This is a genomic window from Hyphomonadaceae bacterium BL14, assembly GCA_027627705.1.
Classification (GTDB): Bacteria; Pseudomonadota; Alphaproteobacteria; order Caulobacterales; family Maricaulaceae; genus Oceanicaulis.
On sequence record CP091242.1, the window covers coordinates 827,088 to 843,922 of the forward strand.

Consider the following 16,835-nt stretch of genomic DNA (forward strand, 5'->3'; position numbering starts at 1 on the left):
GGTGCCGGGGGGCGCGTCAGGACGTGTGCCGCGCCTTCAGCACCTTGGCCACATCGCTCAGGCTCAACCCGCGCGCCTTGAGCAGGACCATGAGGTGGAAAACAAGATCGGCGGATTCGCCCAGCAGCGCCGCGTCGCTTTCGCCGACGGCGGCGAGCGCGGTCTCCACGCCCTCCTCGCCAACCTTCTGGGCGATCTTGGCGATGCCTTTGCTGAGGAGTTTGGCGGTGTAGCTGGCGTCCTGCCGGGCGCTGGCGCGCTGATCGATGACCCGGCCGAGCTGGCCCAGAAAGGCGATATCGGAGCCCGGATCATCGCCCCAGCACGTCACCGTCCCGAGGTGACAGGTCGGGCCCGCAGGCCGGGCCTGGATCAGGATCGCGTCCCGGTCACAGTCTAGCGCCAGTGATACGAGATGGAGCACATCGCCGCTGGTTTCGCCCTTGGTCCACAGGCGGTTCTTTGAGCGTGACCAGAAGGTTACGAGGCTTCTCTCCTGCGTCGCAGCAAGGCTATCCGGGTTCATATAGCCCAGCATGAGCACTGCACCGGTATCAGCGTCCTGCACGATGGCGGGGGCGAGACCGTCCCCCTTTTCCCAGTCCACATCCAGGCTCATGGCCGTATCTCCACGCCCTGGCCCGCGAGCCAGGCTTTCAGTTCGCCAATCGCGATCACGCCTTTGTGGAACACGCTGGCGGCCAGCGCCCCATCCACATGGGCCCGGGTAAACACATCGGCGAAATGCTCGCGTGCGCCGGCCCCGCCGGACGCGATCAGCGGCACCGGACACAGCGCGCGGGCGGCGGCCAGCTGGGCGATGTCATAGCCTTCGCGCACGCCATCCTGATCCATGCAGTTGAGCACGATCTCACCGGCGCCACGGTTCACGGCTTCGGCGATCCAGTCGAGGGTGGCGCGCGCCTCCTGAACCGTCTTGTCCGGATCGCCGGTATTGCGGTGGACCCGCCATGTCCCGCCGATCTCGCGGCTGTCGATCCCCACCACCACGCACTGGCTGCCGAACTCGCGCGCCAGAACATCGATCAGGCCTGGGTTTTCCAGGGCGGGTGAGTTGACCGAAATCTTGTCGGCGCCCGCAAACAGCCGCGCGCGCGCGTCGTCCACCGTGCGGATACCGCCGGCCACACAGAACGGAATATCGATCTCGCGCGCCACCCGGGACACCCATTCAGGCTCCACCGTGCGGGCCTGCGGGCTGGCGGCGATGTCATAGAAAACGAGCTCGTCCGCACCCTCCGCCGCATAGCGCGCCGCGAGGCCCGTGATGTCGCCGACATCCTCGTGATCGCGAAAGCGCACGCCCTTGACCACGCGGCCATCCTTGACGTCCAGGCAGGGGATGATGCGCCGCGCTAGCATGCCAGCGCCTCCTCCAGCTTGAACCGGCCCTCGAACAGGGCGCGGCCCATGATGGCACCGCAGAGACCAGCCTCTTTAAGCGTGCGCACATCGTCCAGCGAGGACACGCCGCCTGACGCCTGCCAGGCGATGTCCGGGCGCACGGCGATCAGATCGCGGTAGAGGCCGGTGTTGGGGCCCGACAGCATGCCGTCGCGTGCCACATCGGTGACCAGGGCGTGGGCAAGCCCGGCGAGGCGATAGTCAGAGAGCAATTCAGGCAAGGTGCGCTCGGCGCGCTCGGTCCAGCCTTTCAGCGTCGGGTACACAGCCCCGCCCTCCATCTGGACATCGAACGCGGCGGCGATGCGTTCATGGCCAAACCGGGCAATCCAGCCGATCACGGTCTGCGGATCGCTGACCGCCAGGCTGCCCACCACCACACGCGATGCCCCGGCGTCCAGCAGCGCCTCCACGTCTTCAGCCGAGCGCACGCCGCCGCCGGTCTGTATCTGCAGGCCCGCCGCCACCACGGCAGCAACCAGGCCGGTCTGGCGCCGGGCGCCAGCGCGCGCGCCGGACAGATCGACCAGGTGCAGCCAGTCTGCGCCCGCTGCGCGCCAGGCCTGCGCCACCGCCAGCGGGTCGCCGCCATAATCGGTGACGGCGTTGAAATCGCCCTTGGCCAGACGCACTACACGGCCGTCCAGCACATCAATCGCCGGGTAGAGGATCATGGGCGCGTCTCCAGAAAATTGCGCAAAATCTGCGCACCGACCGCGCCGGAGCGTTCAGGGTGAAACTGGCAGCCGGCGATATGACCGCGCCGGGCGATGGCCGTGACCGGTCCGCCATAGCGCGTGCGCACATGCGTGTGCGGCCCTTCCGGGACATAAAACCCGTGTACGAAATAGGCATGGGCTCCGTCGGCAACGCCCGCCATGAGCGGCTCGTTGCGCACGGTCTCCAGCGTGTTCCAGCCCATGTGCGGCCAGGGACCGTCTGCGCCCGGGTCCAGACGCACCACCCGGCCCGGGATCAGGCCCAGCCCAGCGCAATCGCTCTCGTCGGAATGCTCGAACAGGAGCTGCATGCCCAGACAGACCCCAAGCACAGGCCGCGTCTCACGACGCAGGGCGTCTGCCCATCCAGAGGCTTCAAGCCGCGCCATGGCGGGGCCGGCCGCTCCCACTCCGGGAAGGATCAGGCGTGCCGCGTCGGCGGCCTCGCCCGGTGCCCGGGCCAGCACGGGCTCAATGCCCAGCCGCTCCAGCGCAAAGCGCACAGATGCGATGTTCGCCGTGGAGGTGTCGATGATGGCAAGCGTCATCTAGAGCACGCCCTTGGTGGACGGCAGGGCGTCACCTTCAATGCGCGCCGCCATGCGCAGAGCCCGGCCAAAGGCCTTGAAACAAGATTCTATCATGTGGTGGGCGTTCTCGCCGTCCACCGAAACATGGATCGCGGCCTTCATGGATTCGGCCAGCGAGCGGAAGGCGTGGGGGCACATCTCCACGGGAAAATCACCGACGCGCTCACCGGGGATCACGCCGTCAAACCGCGCAAACGGCCTACCCGACAAATCGATCCATACCCCGGCGCGCGTCTCGTCCATGGGCGTTTCAAAGCCGAATCGAGCAATGCCGCGCTTGTCGCCCAGCGCCTCGCGCAGCGCCTCGCCGAGCGCCAGGCAGACATCTTCGATCGTGTGGTGGGCGTCCACTTCCACATCGCCTTCACAGGCGACATCCAGACCGATGCCGCCATGGCGGGCGATCTGGTCGAGCATGTGGTCAAAGAATTTCACGCCGGTATCCACCCGTGCGCCCTCGCCATCAAGATCGACGCTGAGCGCGATGTCGGTCTCTTTGGTGGTGCGGCGTACGCTGGCGCGCCGGCCGGACGCCTTTGCCCCCAGGTGCGCCGCCAGGGCGCGGGCCGTGGCGGCGTCCGGGATGGTCAGCAGACCGTCCGGCGCGCATTGCAGGGCCAGCGACGCGGCTTTGGCGGGGTCGATGCGCAGGCCTTCTTGTGTCCCCTCGCCGCCCACAAGCACCGAAAGGCTGGCCAGAATGCGATTGCGTTCGGTGCGATCCGCGCGTGCAGCTGCCCGCGCTGCCGGGCGCAGGGCGTCAAACCCGGCCTCGATCAGCGCCAGTGGCGGCGTGGCCAGGCTCACAGACAGCGCGGCAGCTGCCTGATTGTCCGCAAGGATGATCGCAGTGACCGGTGCCCGGTCCGGACCCAGGCGGATCAGGGCTGGTGCGGTAATCGCGCGATCCAGCTGTGAAGCGTCCAGCTGCGCGGCGGCCGCCAGACCGGGATCTGCCCGCAGCGCGTCAGCCGGCGAGGCCGCCAGGACAATCTGCTCAGCGGGAATTGTCAGAATCCCTGCCAGCTGCGCCTTCAGTGCCGCCTGGGACTTGGCCTGCCTGTCAGTGACCGAAGTTGATAAATCCAGCCAGCCGGTCATGACGCACGCTCCCGGCGCACCGCCATGGCCAGCCTGTGGGCGTCCAGCCCTTCCAGCGCGGCCAGGCGCTCCACAGTCGGTGCGATGGCTTGCGCGCCGGACCGGTCAAGCTCGAGGAGGGTTGTGGTTTTCTGGAACATTTCCACTGACACACCGCCATAGGCACGCGCCGCGCCCGATGTCGGCAGAGCGTGATTGGGGCCACCCGCATAGTCGCCCGCCGCTTCGGGCGTCCAGGGGCCGATGAAGATCGATCCGGCATGGCGTACCTTCTCGGCGAGGGCGCGCGGTTCGCGCGTCTGCACGATCAGGTGTTCGCTGGCATAGGCGTTGGCGGCTTCAATGGCTTCGGCCTCGCCCGACACGATGATCGCACGCGAGTTGGCAAGCGCGGCGCGGGCGGTGCCGGCGCGCGGCAAGCGCTCCAGCCAGCGGCCGATCGACGCCTCGACCCTGTCAACAAAGCCGTCTGACCACGCCACCAGCACGACTTGCGCCAGAGGATCGTGCTCGGCCTGGCTTAACAGATCGATGGCGACAAAGTCAGGATCGGCCTCATCGTCAGCGACCACCATGACCTCGCTGGGCCCGGCAGGCAGATCGGTCGCCGCGCCGCCAGACGATTGGGCCAGCAGCGCCTTCGCCGCGGCGACATAGGCATTGCCCGGCCCGAATATCTTGTCGGCCTTGGGCAATCCAGCCAGCCCGTATCCCAGCGCCGCGACGCCGTGGGCACCGCCAATGGCGTAGACCTCGTCGAGGCCCAGAAGCTGCGCACCGGCCAGAATGGCGGGGTCGACCCCCTGCCCCTTGCGCGGCGGGGCGATGACAGCAATGCGCGGCACGCCCGCGATCTTGGCCGGCACAGCCAGCATGATCAGGGTGGAGACCAGCGGTGCCGTTCCGGCCGGCACGTAGAGCCCTGCCACATCAATGGGCGTGGCGCGCCGCTCGGCGCGGGCGCCGGGCCAGGTTTCGACGCTGATGGGCCGGTAACCCTGCTGCTGGTGGAATGCCTGAACGGCACCCGCTGCAGCGCGGATCGCCTCCGCATCCCCGGCCGGCAGCGCCCTGGCGGCGGCTTCAAGTTCGCTGGCCGGGACGCGAAAGCCCCCGGCCGGCACCCATTGGTCAAAGCGCCGGGCATAGTCGCGCACCGCCACTTCGCCGCGCGTGCGCACATCATCCAGGATGGCGCGCGCCGTGTCCATGGCGTCAGAGCCCTCTGACGGGCGCTGCGCGAACTGCTCGCGCCCGCCGGCTTCCATCCGACTCCAGATCGATCTCTGCAACATGTCAGGCCATCATCTTTTCTATCGGCATCACCAGAATGGAGCGCGCGCCGGCGGCTTTCAGCTTCTCCAGCGTCGACCAGAACACTTCCTCGCGGCACACGGCATGGACGGCCACCAGATCGTCGCGTCCGACGACCGGCGCGACCGTGGGCGATTCCGAGCCAGGCAGCACGGCGCGCACTTCGTCCAGCCGGTCGCGGGGCGCGTTGAGCAATATGTATTTGGTCTGGCGCGAGGCGATGACGCCCTTGAACCGCTCGATCAGCAGATTGGCGGTATCATCGGCGGCCGCCGCACGCGGGCGGGAGCCGCGCACCAGAACGGCTTCGCTTTCCAGCACGGTTTCAAACGCAGTCAGGCCATTGGCTTCCAGCGTCGCGCCGGTGGAGACCAGATCACAAATGGCATCAGCCACACCCATGCGCGGGGCCAGTTCCACGCTCCCGCCCATTTCCACAATGTCCACCGTGACGCCACGGGCCTTGAGAAACTGCGCTGTCAGGCCGGGATAGCTGGTGGCGACGGTGCGCCCCTCCAGATCCTCGACCCGGGAAATCTCGCCCGATCTGGGTGCGGCCAACTTGAGCGAGCAGCGCGCAAAGCCCAGACGCAGCGCGACCTCCAGGCCCTTCAGGCGCGTATGGCGCGCCTGGGCTTCGTAGAGCACGTTTTCGCCCACGATCCCGTAATCACACGCGCCCGAGGCGACGAAGTTCGGAATGTCATCATCGCGGATCAGCATGAGGTCCAGGGGCAGGTTTTCGGCCCGGCGCAGCAATTCATCGCGCCCATAGGCGAGCTTCACCCCGGCTTTGGCCAGCAGCTCGAACCCGCCTTCGGCCAGGCGGCCCTTTTTCTGGACGGCGAGTGTAAGACGGTCGGTCATGCGTGTGTCTCCCGGGTCCGGTCCAGCACCAGCCGGTACCCCTGATGATCTTCCTGAGTGAGAAACCGCGCGACGCGGGTGACCGTTGTCGTGCTCACGCCTGTCTCGGCGCTGATATCGCGGTAGGATTTGGCACCCTCGTCCAGCATGCGCGCGACGCGCCAGCGCTCTGCCAGCGCCTGCATTTCGCCCGGTGTGGTGAGGTCGCGCAGAAAGCGGCGCATTTCGTCTTCGGAGCGCAGCGTCAGCAGCGCGCGGCACAGCGCGCCCACGTCATCGGCCGCGTCCGGTCTGACATCATCTTGTCGGGTCATCACACACGGCTCCGCAACATTTCGAGGCCGTTCTAACGTGACATCGTGATAACACAAGCGTGCAACGCAGCCGATCAGAGGGTTAATCGAAATTTCACGCTGGACGGCGATTTATAAGCTTTATGAGGGTCCGATCATGACATGCTCTGCCTGCCGTGATGGTGTGACGGCTCCGTTTGAGTTCACCATGGCATTTCAACCCATTGTGAGCTTGTCGCAACGCAAGGCCTGGGCGTATGAGGCGCTGGTGCGCGGCCCCGAGGGCCAGGGCGCGATGTGGGTGCTCGATCAGGTGACCGACGAGAACAAGTACGCGTTTGATCAGGCGTGCCGGGTGAAGGCCATCGAGCTGGCGGCTGCGCTGTTCAACGCCGCCGGCGGCCCCATCCTGTCGATCAATTTCCTGCCCAATGCCGTCTATGTGCCCGCCGCGTGCATCCGCACCACGATGGAGGCGGCAGATCGCACCGGGTTCGCTGCCGACCGGATCATGCTGGAGTTTACCGAAGGCGAGCGCATCACCGATGTGGCGCACGTCAAGGCGATCATCACCGAGTACAAGGCGCGCAATCTGATCACCGCCATTGACGATTTTGGCGCGGGCTTCTCCGGACTGGGCCTGCTCGCCGATTTCCGCCCGGATGTCATCAAGCTCGACATGGGTCTGATCCGCGGGATCGACCAGGACTCGGGACGTCAGGCCATTGTCAGCGGCATTGTTTCGACCTGCAAATTGCTCGGCGTCAAAGTCATCGCCGAAGGCATCGAGACCGTGCCGGAGATGCAGGCACTCTCGGGCATGGGCATTGATCTGATGCAAGGCTATCTGTTTGCCCGCCCGGCGGTGCAGTCCGTGCCCGAAATCAACTGGCCGGAGACCGTTCCGGTCCGGCCTGCGCTACGCGCCTAGGGCTTCCCCGACGGCGTTTCCGGCGCTTCGTCCCGGCCATCCCATTCGGCTTCATCGGCCGGCTCCATGGGCAGCTTGGTGAAGCCCGACAGATCGGACAGCTCAAAGCTGTCGCGGCCGATCTCGACGCGGCTCAGCGCATAGGCCCGGATCAGGCGCGCCACCGAATGCAGCGCGTGAATGTGGATGCGCTCATAGCCGTGAGAGGCGTCAATCCCGAAGGTGACCAGTGCGGTGCGCACGTCGGCACCTGCCTCGATGGCGCTGGCGCTGTCGGAACGGTAGTAGCGGAACACGTCGCGCTGGTGCTCGATCCCCCCGTCGCGGCACAGGCGCAGGAGTTTCTGGGTCAGGTGATAGTCGAACGGCCCTGTCTGGTCAGCCATCGAGATGGTCACGCCGAATTCACGGCTGTTCTGCCCCGGCGCGGTGGTGCCGTTATCAATGGTCACCATGGAGGCAATGTCCTGAGACAGGATGGAACTGGCACCGTGGCCGATTTCCTCGGTGATGGTGAACAGGAAATATGTATCCACCGCGAGCGGCTCATCGCCTTCCACGATTGATTTGAGTGCCGCCAGCATGGCCGCCACGCCGGCCTTGTCGTCGAGATGGCGCGAGACGATGAAGCCGTTGTCGAGAAACTCCGGCTGCGGATCGATGGCGACGATATCGCCGATATTGAAGCCCAGCGCTTCGAGATCCGCCCGGTTGTTTGCCACCACATCCGGCCGCAGCTCCACATGGGTCCAGGCCACGGGCTGGGAATCAATCTCCTTGTTGAACGTATGCCCTGAGGCCTTCAGCGGCAGGATCGACCCGCGAAACGCGCCATGTTCGGCTGTGAACACCGTGCAGCGTGCGCCTTCGGCAAAACGCGATGACCAGTGACCGATGGGCACGACCTCCATGCGGCCGTTATCCTTGATCGATTTGATCTGGGCACCCAGCGTGTCGATATGGCCGACAATCGCGCGCGCTGGCTTGCGCCGTCCGCCCTGGATGCGCGCCCGGATCGCGCCGCGCCGCGTGATCTCATACGGCACGCCCAGCGCGTTGAGCTCCTCGCAGCACACCCGCGTCACCGCGTCAGTATAGCCCGACGGGCTGGGCGTATCGAGCAGGCGGGCGAGACATTCCTTGAGATAGGCGTCGTCGATGACAGGCATGAACAGGGGTCCTCAGGTCTTGCGCGGTGCCGATAGCGGAAACAGCAGATCGATGAAGCGCTCGGCTGTGGGCTGGGGCTCGTGATTGGCCAGGCCCGGGCGCTCATTGGCTTCAATGAAGACATGGTCGGGCGCATCGGGCGCAGTCACAATGAAGTCCACGCCTACCACCGGGATTTCAATGGCGCGCGCGGCAGCCACGGCGCTGCGCGCGATCGCGGGATGCAGCTTGTCGGTGACGTCGTGAAGCGACCCGCCTGTGTGCAGATTGGCTGTGCGGCGCACCTGGATGATGCCGCCAGCCTCGGGAATGTCATCCAGCCGATAGCCGGCGCGCGCGACATTGCGCTCGGTTTCAGCGTCCAGCGGCACGACAGATTCTCCGCCCGTCACCGCAGCACGCCGCCGCGACAGTGCTTCAATGAGCTGACGCGCGCTCTTCACGCCGTCACCGCGGATGTGCGGCGGTTTGCGCAGGGCGCCTGCCACCACCGCGTCATTGATGACCAGGACGCGCAAATCGTCACCGGCTACACACTGCTCCACCAGCACCGCACCGCCATGGGCGCGCGCATCCTCGAACGCGGCTTTGAGATCTTCGGGTGTTTCAATGCCCACCGACACACCCCGGCCCTGCTCGCCGCGCGCCGGCTTCACTACGACGGAGCCGTGCTTTTCCAGAAAGGCCTCAGCCTCTGACAGATCGGCAGTCTTGGGCGACAGGCTCAGCTGCGGGGGCGTGGGCACGCCCGCCTCGATCATCAGGCGCCGGGTCACGGATTTGTCGTCGCACCGGCTCATGGCGACGGCGTGGGTCAGTTCGCTCAGCGACTCTCGGCACACCACAGAGCGCCCGCCATGGGTCAGCTTGAAGAACCCGCCCTCGGCGTCGAGCACCTCCACACCAATGCCGCGGCGGCGCGCTTCATCCACGATGATTCGCGCATAGGGGTTCAGCCCCTGCTCGGGCGCAGGCGCAATGAAGAGCTTCTCATTGATCGTGTTTTTGCGTTTGAGGGTGAAATACGGCGCGCGCCGGAAGCCCAGTTTTTCATACAGCGCAATGGCGGACTCGTTATCGTGCAGCACCGACAGGTCCATGAACGCGCAGCCGCGCGCCAGGAACAGTTCGGCGAGGCGGCGCACCAGCGCTTCGCCAATGCCGGCATGGGGTGCGCGCGAATCCACCGCCAGGCACCATAGCGAGCTGCCGTGCTCGGGGTCCGCGAAGGCGCGTCCGTGGTCGATGCCGGTGACAGCGCCCAGCACCTCTCCGGTCTCGGTGTCTTCGGCCACCAGATAGGTCTGACTGCGGCTGTCGCGCTGGCGCCAGAAAAAGTCAGGGTCCACAGGCACCATGCCGCGTCCGGCATAGATGACGTTGACGGCCCGCGCGTCGGCTTCGGAGCACAGCCGCCGAACGAAAAACCCCTTCAGCTGGCGGCGCGAGGCGCGATAGGTGGACAGATCCAGCCGGAAGGTATGGGACGGGTCCAGGAAGACCTCCTGGGGTGCGGCCGCCATCGCCACATGGGGATCGCGTATATACACGGCGATGTCGCGCTTGCCGCTCTGCTCCTCGCGCAGCGCTTTGATGACCGGTTCGGCACCGTCAAAGGTCTGCGCGAAGATCAGACGGCCCCAGCCCGCATCCACCACGGCGTCCCGGTCGGGCTGGCCGCGGTCCTGACCGCTGATGGGCTGCTTCAGGCCATGTTCGCGCATCCGCTTCAGCCGGTGGCTGAGCGCGCTGCGCGGCGTGTCGGCATTGCGTCCGGCCATGCGCCCTCCTTTGAGAGAGTCAGCCAAGGTCGTGAGCCTCCAGCCACATCGCCAGCAAGCCGATCTGATAGAGCTTGGAGGCGCGCAGCGGCGTGATATGGGCTTCGGGGTCAGCCAGCAGGGTATCGACATAGCGGCGCTGCACAATGCCGGCGCCTGCAAAGCGCTGCGACGTCACCGCGTCGCGCACACGCTCCAGATAGGGTCCGCGCAGGTATTTCAGCGCCGGAACCGGGAAATAGCCCTTGGGCCGGTCGATGACCTCGTGCGGGATCACATCACGCCCGACATCCTTGAGGATGCCCTTGCCGCCCTCGGCGGTTTTGAACTCGCCCGGCACGCGCGCGGCGGCTTCCACCACTTCATAGTCCAGGAAGGGCGTGCGCGCTTCCAGGCCCCAGGCCATGGTCATGTTGTCGACGCGCTTGACCGGGTCATCGGTCAGCATGATCTGGGTGTCGATGCGCAGTGCCTTGTCGATAGGCCGGTCAGCACCCGGCCGGGCGAAGTGTTCAGCGACAAAATCGCGCGGCGTGTCGCCGTTCAGCCAGCGTTCCTGCAAAAGATCGCCCATCTCGCCGCGGTCCCGGTCGAAAAAGGCCTTCGCGTAGGTATCCAGCGGATCGTTGGTGTCCAGCATGGGCGGATACCAGTGATAGCCGGCGAATATCTCGTCGGCGCCCTGCCCCGACTGCACCACTTTGACGTGGCGTGAGACTTCCTGGCTGAGCAGATAGAAACCGACGCAGTCATGGCTCGTCATCGGCTCGCTCATCGCGGCGATGGCCTCCTCCAGCGCCGGCAGCGCCCGGTCCGTGTCGATGCGGATCTGGTGGTGGTCGGTCTCAAAGCGTTTCGCGATAATATCGGAGTACTGGAACTCGTCGCCCTTCTCCTCGCCCACACTTTCAAACCCGATGGAGAAAGTGGACAGGCCCGTCTGGCCCGCTTCAGCCAGCAATCCCACGATCAGGGAGCTGTCGAGGCCGCCTGAGAGCAACACGCCCACCGGCACGTCGGCCACCAGGCGGCGCTTGACGGCCAGACGAAGGGACTCTGCGACCACATGCTTCCAGTCGGCGCGGGTATAGCCGCGCTCGTCATCGCGCGGACCGAAGCTGACATCCCAGTACTGGCGCGTGGTGCGGCACCCGTCCGGCTCGATGCGCATCAGGGTCGCGGGCGGCAGCTTGCGCACGCCGCGCACCATGGTCCAGGGTGCCGGCACGACCGCGTGGAAACTGAAATAGAAGTTCAACGCGTCCGCATCGAGCGACCGGTCCACATCCTTGTAGGCCAGCAGCGCCTGCAAGGTGGAGGCAAAACGGATCGCGCCGGGTGTCTCGGCGTAATAGAGCGGCTTGATACCCAGCCGGTCGCGTCCGATCAGCAAGCGGCCGGTATCGCGCTCGGCAATCGCGAAAGCGAACATACCGTTGAGACGGTGGACGAAGTCGTCTCCCCAGGCGTGATAGGCCTTCACGATGACCTCAGTGTCACCGGTGGAGAAGAAGCGGTAGCCCTTGCCTTCCAGCTCGCCACGCAGTTCACGGTGATTATAGATGCAGCCGTTGAACACCACGGTCAGGCCGAGCTCGGAATCCACCAGCGGCTGCTGGGCCGCGTCGGTGAGATCAATGATCTTCAACCGGCGGTGACCAAAGGCGATGTGGTCCTGTGCATGCAGGCCGGAAGCGTCGGGCCCGCGCCGGTCCATCGATGCTGTCGCCCGCTCTAGGGCCGCCAGATCCGGTCGCTGATCATCAAATCGCACTTCACCGGCGATACCGCACATAGACGTCTTCCTTTCCCGGATTTTCTTGCACCGGCCTGCAAATGGCTCGTGAATTTCCAATGCCCCTGCGGATGCCTTGGCGGGCTCTATGTCGTGAAATTCGATTGAGATTGCAAGTTTTGCGTGGCAATTGCGGGAAATCACACCGCTTTTCACCTGATATTGCACTGCGTGATGTTGACGTGGATCAGCTTCTTCCTACGTTCTCCCTGTCACGACATTTGTGAAAGTTTGTGGAGCGCCATCAGAGGCGCCAGGAGGAAATGTGGCTTTTACCCGACCGTCCAACCGTCCCGACCGTATTGACCTTGCCCAGATCGGCGAGGCCGGAGACATCGCCGTGCTGCTCGCAGACGGATTCGATGCGTCAGACCTGACCGAAGTGGCGACCGCCGCCGAGCGCGGCAGCTACCGCACCGTCATCGTCAGCCCGAACAAGTCGCTGGTAAGCGGACGGTCTGCGGCCAACGAAGAAATGAATTTCGTGGTGGACAGCCATCCCGGCGAACAACCGGCCAGCGCCTATGCCGGACTGCTTGTCCCCGGCGGCGAGCGCGGGATCGCGCGCCTGATTGAAGATCAGGAATCGCGCCTGTTTATCCAGGCCTTCCTGTCGGCGGGCAAACCCGTGCTGGCCATGGGTGAGGCGGCGGCCTGGGTCACCGAAGCCGCCGGCAAGACGCCCAATGACAGTGGCGACGCCGTGCTGGCGCTGCGCGGCGACCTGTTCGCGGCTAGCGGCGAGGATGGGCGCACCGACGCCATCTCCACCTTCGTCAAAACACTGAGCATGGTTGAAGCGGCGGCCTGACGGGCGCGCCCAACGCCTTAGAACAAGAAGGGCGGCTGTGAACACACAGCCGCCCTTCCGCGTTTGAGATGGCGACGACGGTAACCTTATTTCTCCCAGTCCCGCTCAATGGTGCGTGACGCCAGCAGGAAGAGCACGCCGGCAACGGCGTAGAGTGATGCGCCGATGGCGATGGAATAGCGCAGCGATTCCTCGCCGAATGTCGGGGCCAGAAGCGTGGACAATTCGCCCAGCACGTAGACGCCGACCCCGATGCCCAGAAGGTTGTTGATCAACAGGAAGATAGCCGATGCCATTGATCGCATATTGGACGGGGCCAAATGCTGGAACGCTGAGAGAACCGGCCCAAGCCAGCTCAGGCCCAGCGCCGTCGGGATCAGAAACAGAAGAACGGCATAGAGCGGCGTGGGCGCGAACGTGCCCAGCACATACAGAGGGAAAGCGGCCAGGAAGGCGAGCGCTGGGACGATGGCGTAGGCGGTTTTCTTTGCCTTGCCCAGCTTGTCGCCCAGAATGCCGCCAAGCAGAATGCCCAGGCTGCCGCCAAAGAACAGAACCGTGCCGAACACCCAGCCAGTGTCGATTATGCCCAGTTCATAGGTGCGCGAGATAAAGCTCGGCATCCAGAAGAACACGCCATACCCCATCATGGACGAGCACGACGCGCCCAGCGTCAGGAACCAGAAGGACGGTTTCTTCAAGAGAATGCGCAGGACATCAAAGATGCCCGGCTTGCTTGCAGCCTCCTCGATGGCCTTCCCCGCGAGGCCTTCGCCCTGTTGCGGCGGGTGTTTGGCGATAGCCGCGGCTTTTTCCCGCTCGCTGACAGGGTCCAGCCCGCCGCGCTTGGGCTCGCGCATGGTCAGTTTGAAGATCGGCGCGATCAGCACGCCGGCGAGGCCGACAATAATGAAGGCAGCGCGCCAGTCGAGGTCCTCGCCAATGGCGCCGCCCGCGATCTGGGCGCCGGCCACCACGCCAAACGCGCTGCCGATGGGAATGCCCAGCGAATAGATGGCCAGTGCGCGTGCGCGGGCATCGGGCGGGAAATAATCGGCAATCAGCGAATAGGACGGAGCAACCCCGCCCGCCTCGCCGACGCCCACCCCGACCCGGGCGGCGAAAAGCTGCCAGAAATTCTGGGCAAAGCCGCACAGGGCCGTAAAGCCGCTCCACACGGTCAGGGACGCCGTGATGATCCAGGTCCGGTTGGACCGGTCAGCCAGCCAGGCAATCGGGACGCCGAGGGTGGAATAGAGTGCCGCAAAGGCAATGCCGCCCAGAAGGCCCAGTTGCCGGTCATCCAGCCCCAGGTCCTCACGGATCGGGATCGCGAGGATCGAGATGATCTGGCGATCCAGAAAATTGAACGCGTACACGATGAAGAGCATAAACAGCACCCAGGCGCGATAGCGCGTGGTGGGTGGCGCGGGCTCGGCTGCCCCCGGAGACTGGTTGGCGGCTGTCATATCGCTCCCCTGGTCTGTCTTTCTTGGCACCGGATGGCGCAGATCGTCATGATGGAACCGAAGTATCGGTTACTGCAAAGAAAAAGCGCCGCTGGCCCGATCCCGGGCGCAGCGGCGCTTGTCCCCCTGCCGGCCCCTAGTAGCGGAATGCGATGGTCGCGGTGACCGTGCGCGGATCGCCGTAGAAGGCGGTCAGCGTGCCCTCAAGGCCAAGGTTCGGCGTGCCGTTCGCATTCATGAAGTTATAGCCCGACACCTTGTACCGCTCGTCGGTCAGGTTGCGGCCGTGGACGCCCGCCTGCCAGCGGCCATCATTGGAGTTCCACACCGCAGAGGCGTTCCACAGGGTGTAGCCGTCCTGATCCAGCGTCGCATTGGGGATCTCGAACTGGCTGTACGCACCGCGATAGGCCAGCGTGTTGATGATCGAGAGCGCCCCGTTGGACACCGGCACGGTGTAGTTCAGCGTGCCCGCAGCCATCCACTCAGGGGTGTTCTGGATCACGGCCGTGTCGGACACGTCCACGCCGAACGCGTTGATGAACTGGTCATACTGGCCGTTCAGGTACCCAACCGCCCAGTTGAAATCGAGGGTGTCGCCGCTTCTGAACGCGTCGTCGGCCAGACCCAGGGCCCCTTCATACTCGAAGCCCCAGATGGTCGCCGCACCGGCATTGGTGGTGACGCCCGAGAAGGTGTCAAACACGCCGTCGCCATCGGTGTCCACCCCGATCGAGCCGGGCACCTGGACGTCGGTGTAGTCATTGTAGAAGAAGGCCAGCGAGTGACGGTAGGCACCCTCGGCAAACTTCCAGCCCGCCTCGTAGGCGTTCACGGTTTCAGGTTCGAAGCGCATGAATTCAAACACATCGATCCCGGCGCCGATGGCAACGGAAGTCTGGCCACGCGGATCGAAACTGCCGCCTTTGAAGCCCTGGGAGAAGCTGGCGTAGAAATTGTTCGCGTCGTCAGGACGGTAGGAGACCGACAGGCGCGGGCTGAAATCAGTCCAGCTTTCGGATCCGTTGAAGTTCGACGTGGTCGCGATCAGCGTCGGATTGCCGCCGAAGAACTCCGAGAAGCCGCCGATATAGGTCCGGCGCAGCACGATCGAGGACCGTTCGTCATGGGTGTAGCGCGCACCCAGCGATACCGACCATTGCGGGGTCAGGTCGTAGGAGAAGTCGCCGAAGATCGACCAGGTTTCCGTGCTGACATCGCCGAAGGTCTGGGCATTGAGGCCCGGCAGTCCGATCAGCGCGCCGGTATTGGCCAGCACCACGTCAAACACGGTGGAGGCTTCCGCGTCGAGATAGTAAGCACCCAGGATGCCGTTCAGACGCTCGCCGGTATAGACCAGCTGGAATTCCTGGCTGAACTGCTCGTTTTCATAGATTGCGGGCACATCCAGGTCCGCGGACGGCAGCGAGTCAAAGTCGATCGGCGTGACCGAGCTGTCTTCGCGCCAGGCGGTGATCGAGCGGAAGGTCCACTGATCGTTGATCTCGAAGTCACCCGACAGCGACAGGCCCTGCGCCTCGATTTCCTGCTCGACCACGTTCAGGCCCGCTCGGGTGTCATACACATTGTCCAGCACCGGCGCGCCGGTAAGGAGCGACGTGATCAGACGGTGGCCACCGCGCGGATTGGAGGTGTCCTCGGTGCGATCATAGACCGCGCGGATGAAGATACGGTCCGTGGGTTCAAATTCGGCGGAGACCCTGCCGGCCCAGACATCCTTGTCGTAATTGTCTTCGCCATTGGTCAGATTCGTGCCGTATCCGCCGCGGCTGAGACGGGCGAGCGCGCCGCCGACGCGGAAGCTGTCGCTGAGCGGTGCCGAACCGCTGACGATCACGTCGCGCTGCTCATAGCTGCCGATGTTCAGGCGCGCCGAGAAGCTCGGCTCGGTATCCAGACGGCGCGTCACATACTTCACCGCGCCACCGACCGTGTTGCGGCCGTACAGCGTGCCTTGCGGCCCGCGCAGGACTTCGATGCGCTCGACGTCGAAAATGTCCAGCACCGCGCCCTGGGGCCGGTTCAGATACACATCATCGATATAGATGCCCACGCCCGCCTCGAAGCCGGCGACCGGATCCTGCTGGCCCACGCCGCGGATAAACGCTGACAGCGTCGAATTGGTGCCGCGCGACACTTCCAGCGTCACGTTCGGGGTGGTCTGGGCGATTCGGGTAATGTCCTGGGCGCCAATGGCTTCCAGCTGGGCACCGGAATAGGCCGTCACAGAGACCGGCACGTCCTGAAGGGATTCTTCACGGCGCCGGGCGGTGACCGTCACGACGTCGCGGCTGGCCGCATCGCTTGCGCTGGCTTCCTGGGCAACCGCCGTAGCGGCGAACGGCAGGCATGATGCGCTGGCCAACAGGACAGCAGCCGTCGTAAATTTCTTGAGCGTGGTCATTGAGCATCCCTCCCTGGTATTGCCCGTGCGCCCGACTGACGGGGCGCTTCGGTCGCGATAATTTCAACGTTGAATGAAAAGTCAACGGCAATTAGACTTTCCTCAGACGTTGAGACAAATCTGTGAGGCGTACGCGCCACACTG

General features: G+C 65.0%; 15 protein-coding genes. 2 read left to right on the forward strand and 13 right to left on the reverse strand.

Annotated elements, in window-relative coordinates:
• Positions 1 to 16 precede the first annotated feature (16 nt).
• The 8 genes from hisIE to L2D00_03985 form a co-directional block, all read right to left on the reverse strand.
• A complete protein-coding gene (gene hisIE, locus L2D00_03950; protein WBQ13842.1) occupies positions 17 to 619 on the reverse strand; it encodes a bifunctional phosphoribosyl-AMP cyclohydrolase/phosphoribosyl-ATP diphosphatase HisIE in 603 nt (200 codons plus the stop codon).
• Entirely contained in the window at positions 616 to 1,383 is a 768-nt protein-coding gene (gene hisF, locus L2D00_03955) for an imidazole glycerol phosphate synthase subunit HisF (GenBank protein ID WBQ13843.1), read from the reverse strand. Before hisF ends, hisIE begins: the two co-directional genes overlap by 4 nt.
• The gene (locus tag L2D00_03960; GenBank protein WBQ13844.1) at positions 1,377 to 2,099 is read right to left on the reverse strand and encodes a 1-(5-phosphoribosyl)-5-[(5-phosphoribosylamino)methylideneamino] imidazole-4-carboxamide isomerase; all 723 of its coding nucleotides are present in this window, start codon (positions 2,097 to 2,099) and stop codon (positions 1,377 to 1,379) included. The genes hisF and L2D00_03960 overlap by 7 nt, the downstream gene beginning before the upstream one ends.
• Entirely contained in the window at positions 2,096 to 2,692 is a 597-nt protein-coding gene (gene hisH, locus L2D00_03965) for an imidazole glycerol phosphate synthase subunit HisH (GenBank protein WBQ13845.1), read from the reverse strand. Before hisH ends, L2D00_03960 begins: the two co-directional genes overlap by 4 nt.
• Positions 2,693 to 3,280, reverse strand: a complete 588-nt coding sequence (gene hisB / locus L2D00_03970; protein WBQ14487.1) for an imidazoleglycerol-phosphate dehydratase HisB — start codon at positions 3,278 to 3,280, stop codon at positions 2,693 to 2,695.
• A 551-nt stretch (positions 3,281 to 3,831) separates the two neighbouring features.
• A complete protein-coding gene (gene hisD / locus L2D00_03975; protein ID WBQ13846.1) occupies positions 3,832 to 5,130 on the reverse strand; it encodes a histidinol dehydrogenase in 1,299 nt (432 codons plus the stop codon).
• A gap of 1 nt (position 5,131) precedes the next feature.
• The gene (gene hisG, locus L2D00_03980) at positions 5,132 to 6,016 is read right to left on the reverse strand and encodes an ATP phosphoribosyltransferase (GenBank protein ID WBQ13847.1); all 885 of its coding nucleotides are present in this window, start codon (positions 6,014 to 6,016) and stop codon (positions 5,132 to 5,134) included.
• Positions 6,013 to 6,330, reverse strand: coding sequence for a YerC/YecD family TrpR-related protein (locus tag L2D00_03985; GenBank protein WBQ13848.1), 318 nt, complete (start codon positions 6,328 to 6,330; stop codon positions 6,013 to 6,015). Before L2D00_03985 ends, hisG begins: the two co-directional genes overlap by 4 nt.
• 187 nt (positions 6,331 to 6,517) lie before the next feature.
• Here L2D00_03985 and L2D00_03990 point away from each other — a divergent pair, with 187 nt between their 5' ends.
• Positions 6,518 to 7,240: an EAL domain-containing protein gene (locus L2D00_03990; GenBank protein WBQ13849.1), complete on the forward strand. Its 723-nt coding sequence runs from the start codon at positions 6,518 to 6,520 to the stop codon at positions 7,238 to 7,240.
• Here L2D00_03990 and L2D00_03995 read toward each other — a convergent pair.
• From L2D00_03995 to L2D00_04005, 3 genes are read right to left on the reverse strand one after another with little or no spacing between them, the layout of a single operon-like run.
• Positions 7,237 to 8,409 carry an osmoprotectant NAGGN system M42 family peptidase gene (locus L2D00_03995; protein WBQ13850.1) on the reverse strand — a complete coding sequence of 391 codons (1,173 nt, stop codon included), beginning with the start codon at positions 8,407 to 8,409 and terminating at the stop codon, positions 7,237 to 7,239. The genes L2D00_03990 and L2D00_03995 overlap by 4 nt on opposite strands.
• A 12-nt stretch (positions 8,410 to 8,421) precedes the next feature.
• Positions 8,422 to 10,191, reverse strand: a complete 1,770-nt coding sequence (gene ngg, locus L2D00_04000; GenBank protein ID WBQ13851.1) for an N-acetylglutaminylglutamine synthetase — start codon at positions 10,189 to 10,191, stop codon at positions 8,422 to 8,424.
• 19 nt (positions 10,192 to 10,210) lie between these two features.
• Entirely contained in the window at positions 10,211 to 11,986 is a 1,776-nt protein-coding gene (locus tag L2D00_04005) for an N-acetylglutaminylglutamine amidotransferase (GenBank protein ID WBQ13852.1), read from the reverse strand.
• A gap of 265 nt (positions 11,987 to 12,251) precedes the next feature.
• Between L2D00_04005 and L2D00_04010 the strand changes: the two genes are divergently transcribed.
• Positions 12,252 to 12,797, forward strand: a complete 546-nt coding sequence (locus L2D00_04010; protein WBQ13853.1) for a DJ-1/PfpI family protein — start codon at positions 12,252 to 12,254, stop codon at positions 12,795 to 12,797.
• Positions 12,798 to 12,883: 86 nt separating this feature from the next.
• Here L2D00_04010 and L2D00_04015 read toward each other — a convergent pair whose 3' ends face one another.
• Together L2D00_04015 and L2D00_04020 are read right to left on the reverse strand one after the other, a co-directional pair.
• Complete coding sequence (locus L2D00_04015; protein ID WBQ13854.1) at positions 12,884 to 14,266, reverse strand: MFS transporter; 1,383 nt, start codon at positions 14,264 to 14,266, stop codon at positions 12,884 to 12,886.
• A 136-nt stretch (positions 14,267 to 14,402) separates the two neighbouring features.
• On the reverse strand, positions 14,403 to 16,691 hold the full coding sequence (locus L2D00_04020) for a TonB-dependent receptor (protein WBQ13855.1): 2,289 nt from the start codon (positions 16,689 to 16,691) through the stop codon (positions 14,403 to 14,405).
• Between the last annotated feature and the right edge of the window lie 144 nt (positions 16,692 to 16,835).

Excerpts from the sequence above, each read along its gene's own strand:
- L2D00_03990 (WBQ13849.1), top strand. The coding sequence starts at position 6,518 with ATGGCATTTCAACCCATTGTGAGCTTGTCGCAACGCAAGGCCTGGGCG.
- ngg (WBQ13851.1), bottom strand. The coding sequence starts at position 10,191 with ATGGCCGGACGCAATGCCGACACGCCGCGCAGCGCGCTCAGCCACCGG.
- hisG (WBQ13847.1), bottom strand. The coding sequence starts at position 6,016 with ATGACCGACCGTCTTACACTCGCCGTCCAGAAAAAGGGCCGCCTGGCC.
- L2D00_03985 (WBQ13848.1), bottom strand. The coding sequence starts at position 6,330 with ATGACCCGACAAGATGATGTCAGACCGGACGCGGCCGATGACGTGGGC.
- L2D00_04020 (WBQ13855.1), bottom strand. The coding sequence starts at position 16,691 with ATGACCACGCTCAAGAAATTTACGACGGCTGCTGTCCTGTTGGCCAGC.
- hisD (WBQ13846.1), bottom strand. The coding sequence starts at position 5,130 with ATGTTGCAGAGATCGATCTGGAGTCGGATGGAAGCCGGCGGGCGCGAG.
- hisH (WBQ13845.1), bottom strand. The coding sequence starts at position 2,692 with ATGACGCTTGCCATCATCGACACCTCCACGGCGAACATCGCATCTGTG.
- hisF (WBQ13843.1), bottom strand. The coding sequence starts at position 1,383 with ATGCTAGCGCGGCGCATCATCCCCTGCCTGGACGTCAAGGATGGCCGC.
- hisIE (WBQ13842.1), bottom strand. The coding sequence starts at position 619 with ATGAGCCTGGATGTGGACTGGGAAAAGGGGGACGGTCTCGCCCCCGCC.
- L2D00_03960 (WBQ13844.1), bottom strand. The coding sequence starts at position 2,099 with ATGATCCTCTACCCGGCGATTGATGTGCTGGACGGCCGTGTAGTGCGT.
- L2D00_04005 (WBQ13852.1), bottom strand. The coding sequence starts at position 11,986 with ATGTGCGGTATCGCCGGTGAAGTGCGATTTGATGATCAGCGACCGGAT.
- L2D00_03995 (WBQ13850.1), bottom strand. The coding sequence starts at position 8,409 with ATGCCTGTCATCGACGACGCCTATCTCAAGGAATGTCTCGCCCGCCTG.
- L2D00_04015 (WBQ13854.1), bottom strand. The coding sequence starts at position 14,266 with ATGACAGCCGCCAACCAGTCTCCGGGGGCAGCCGAGCCCGCGCCACCC.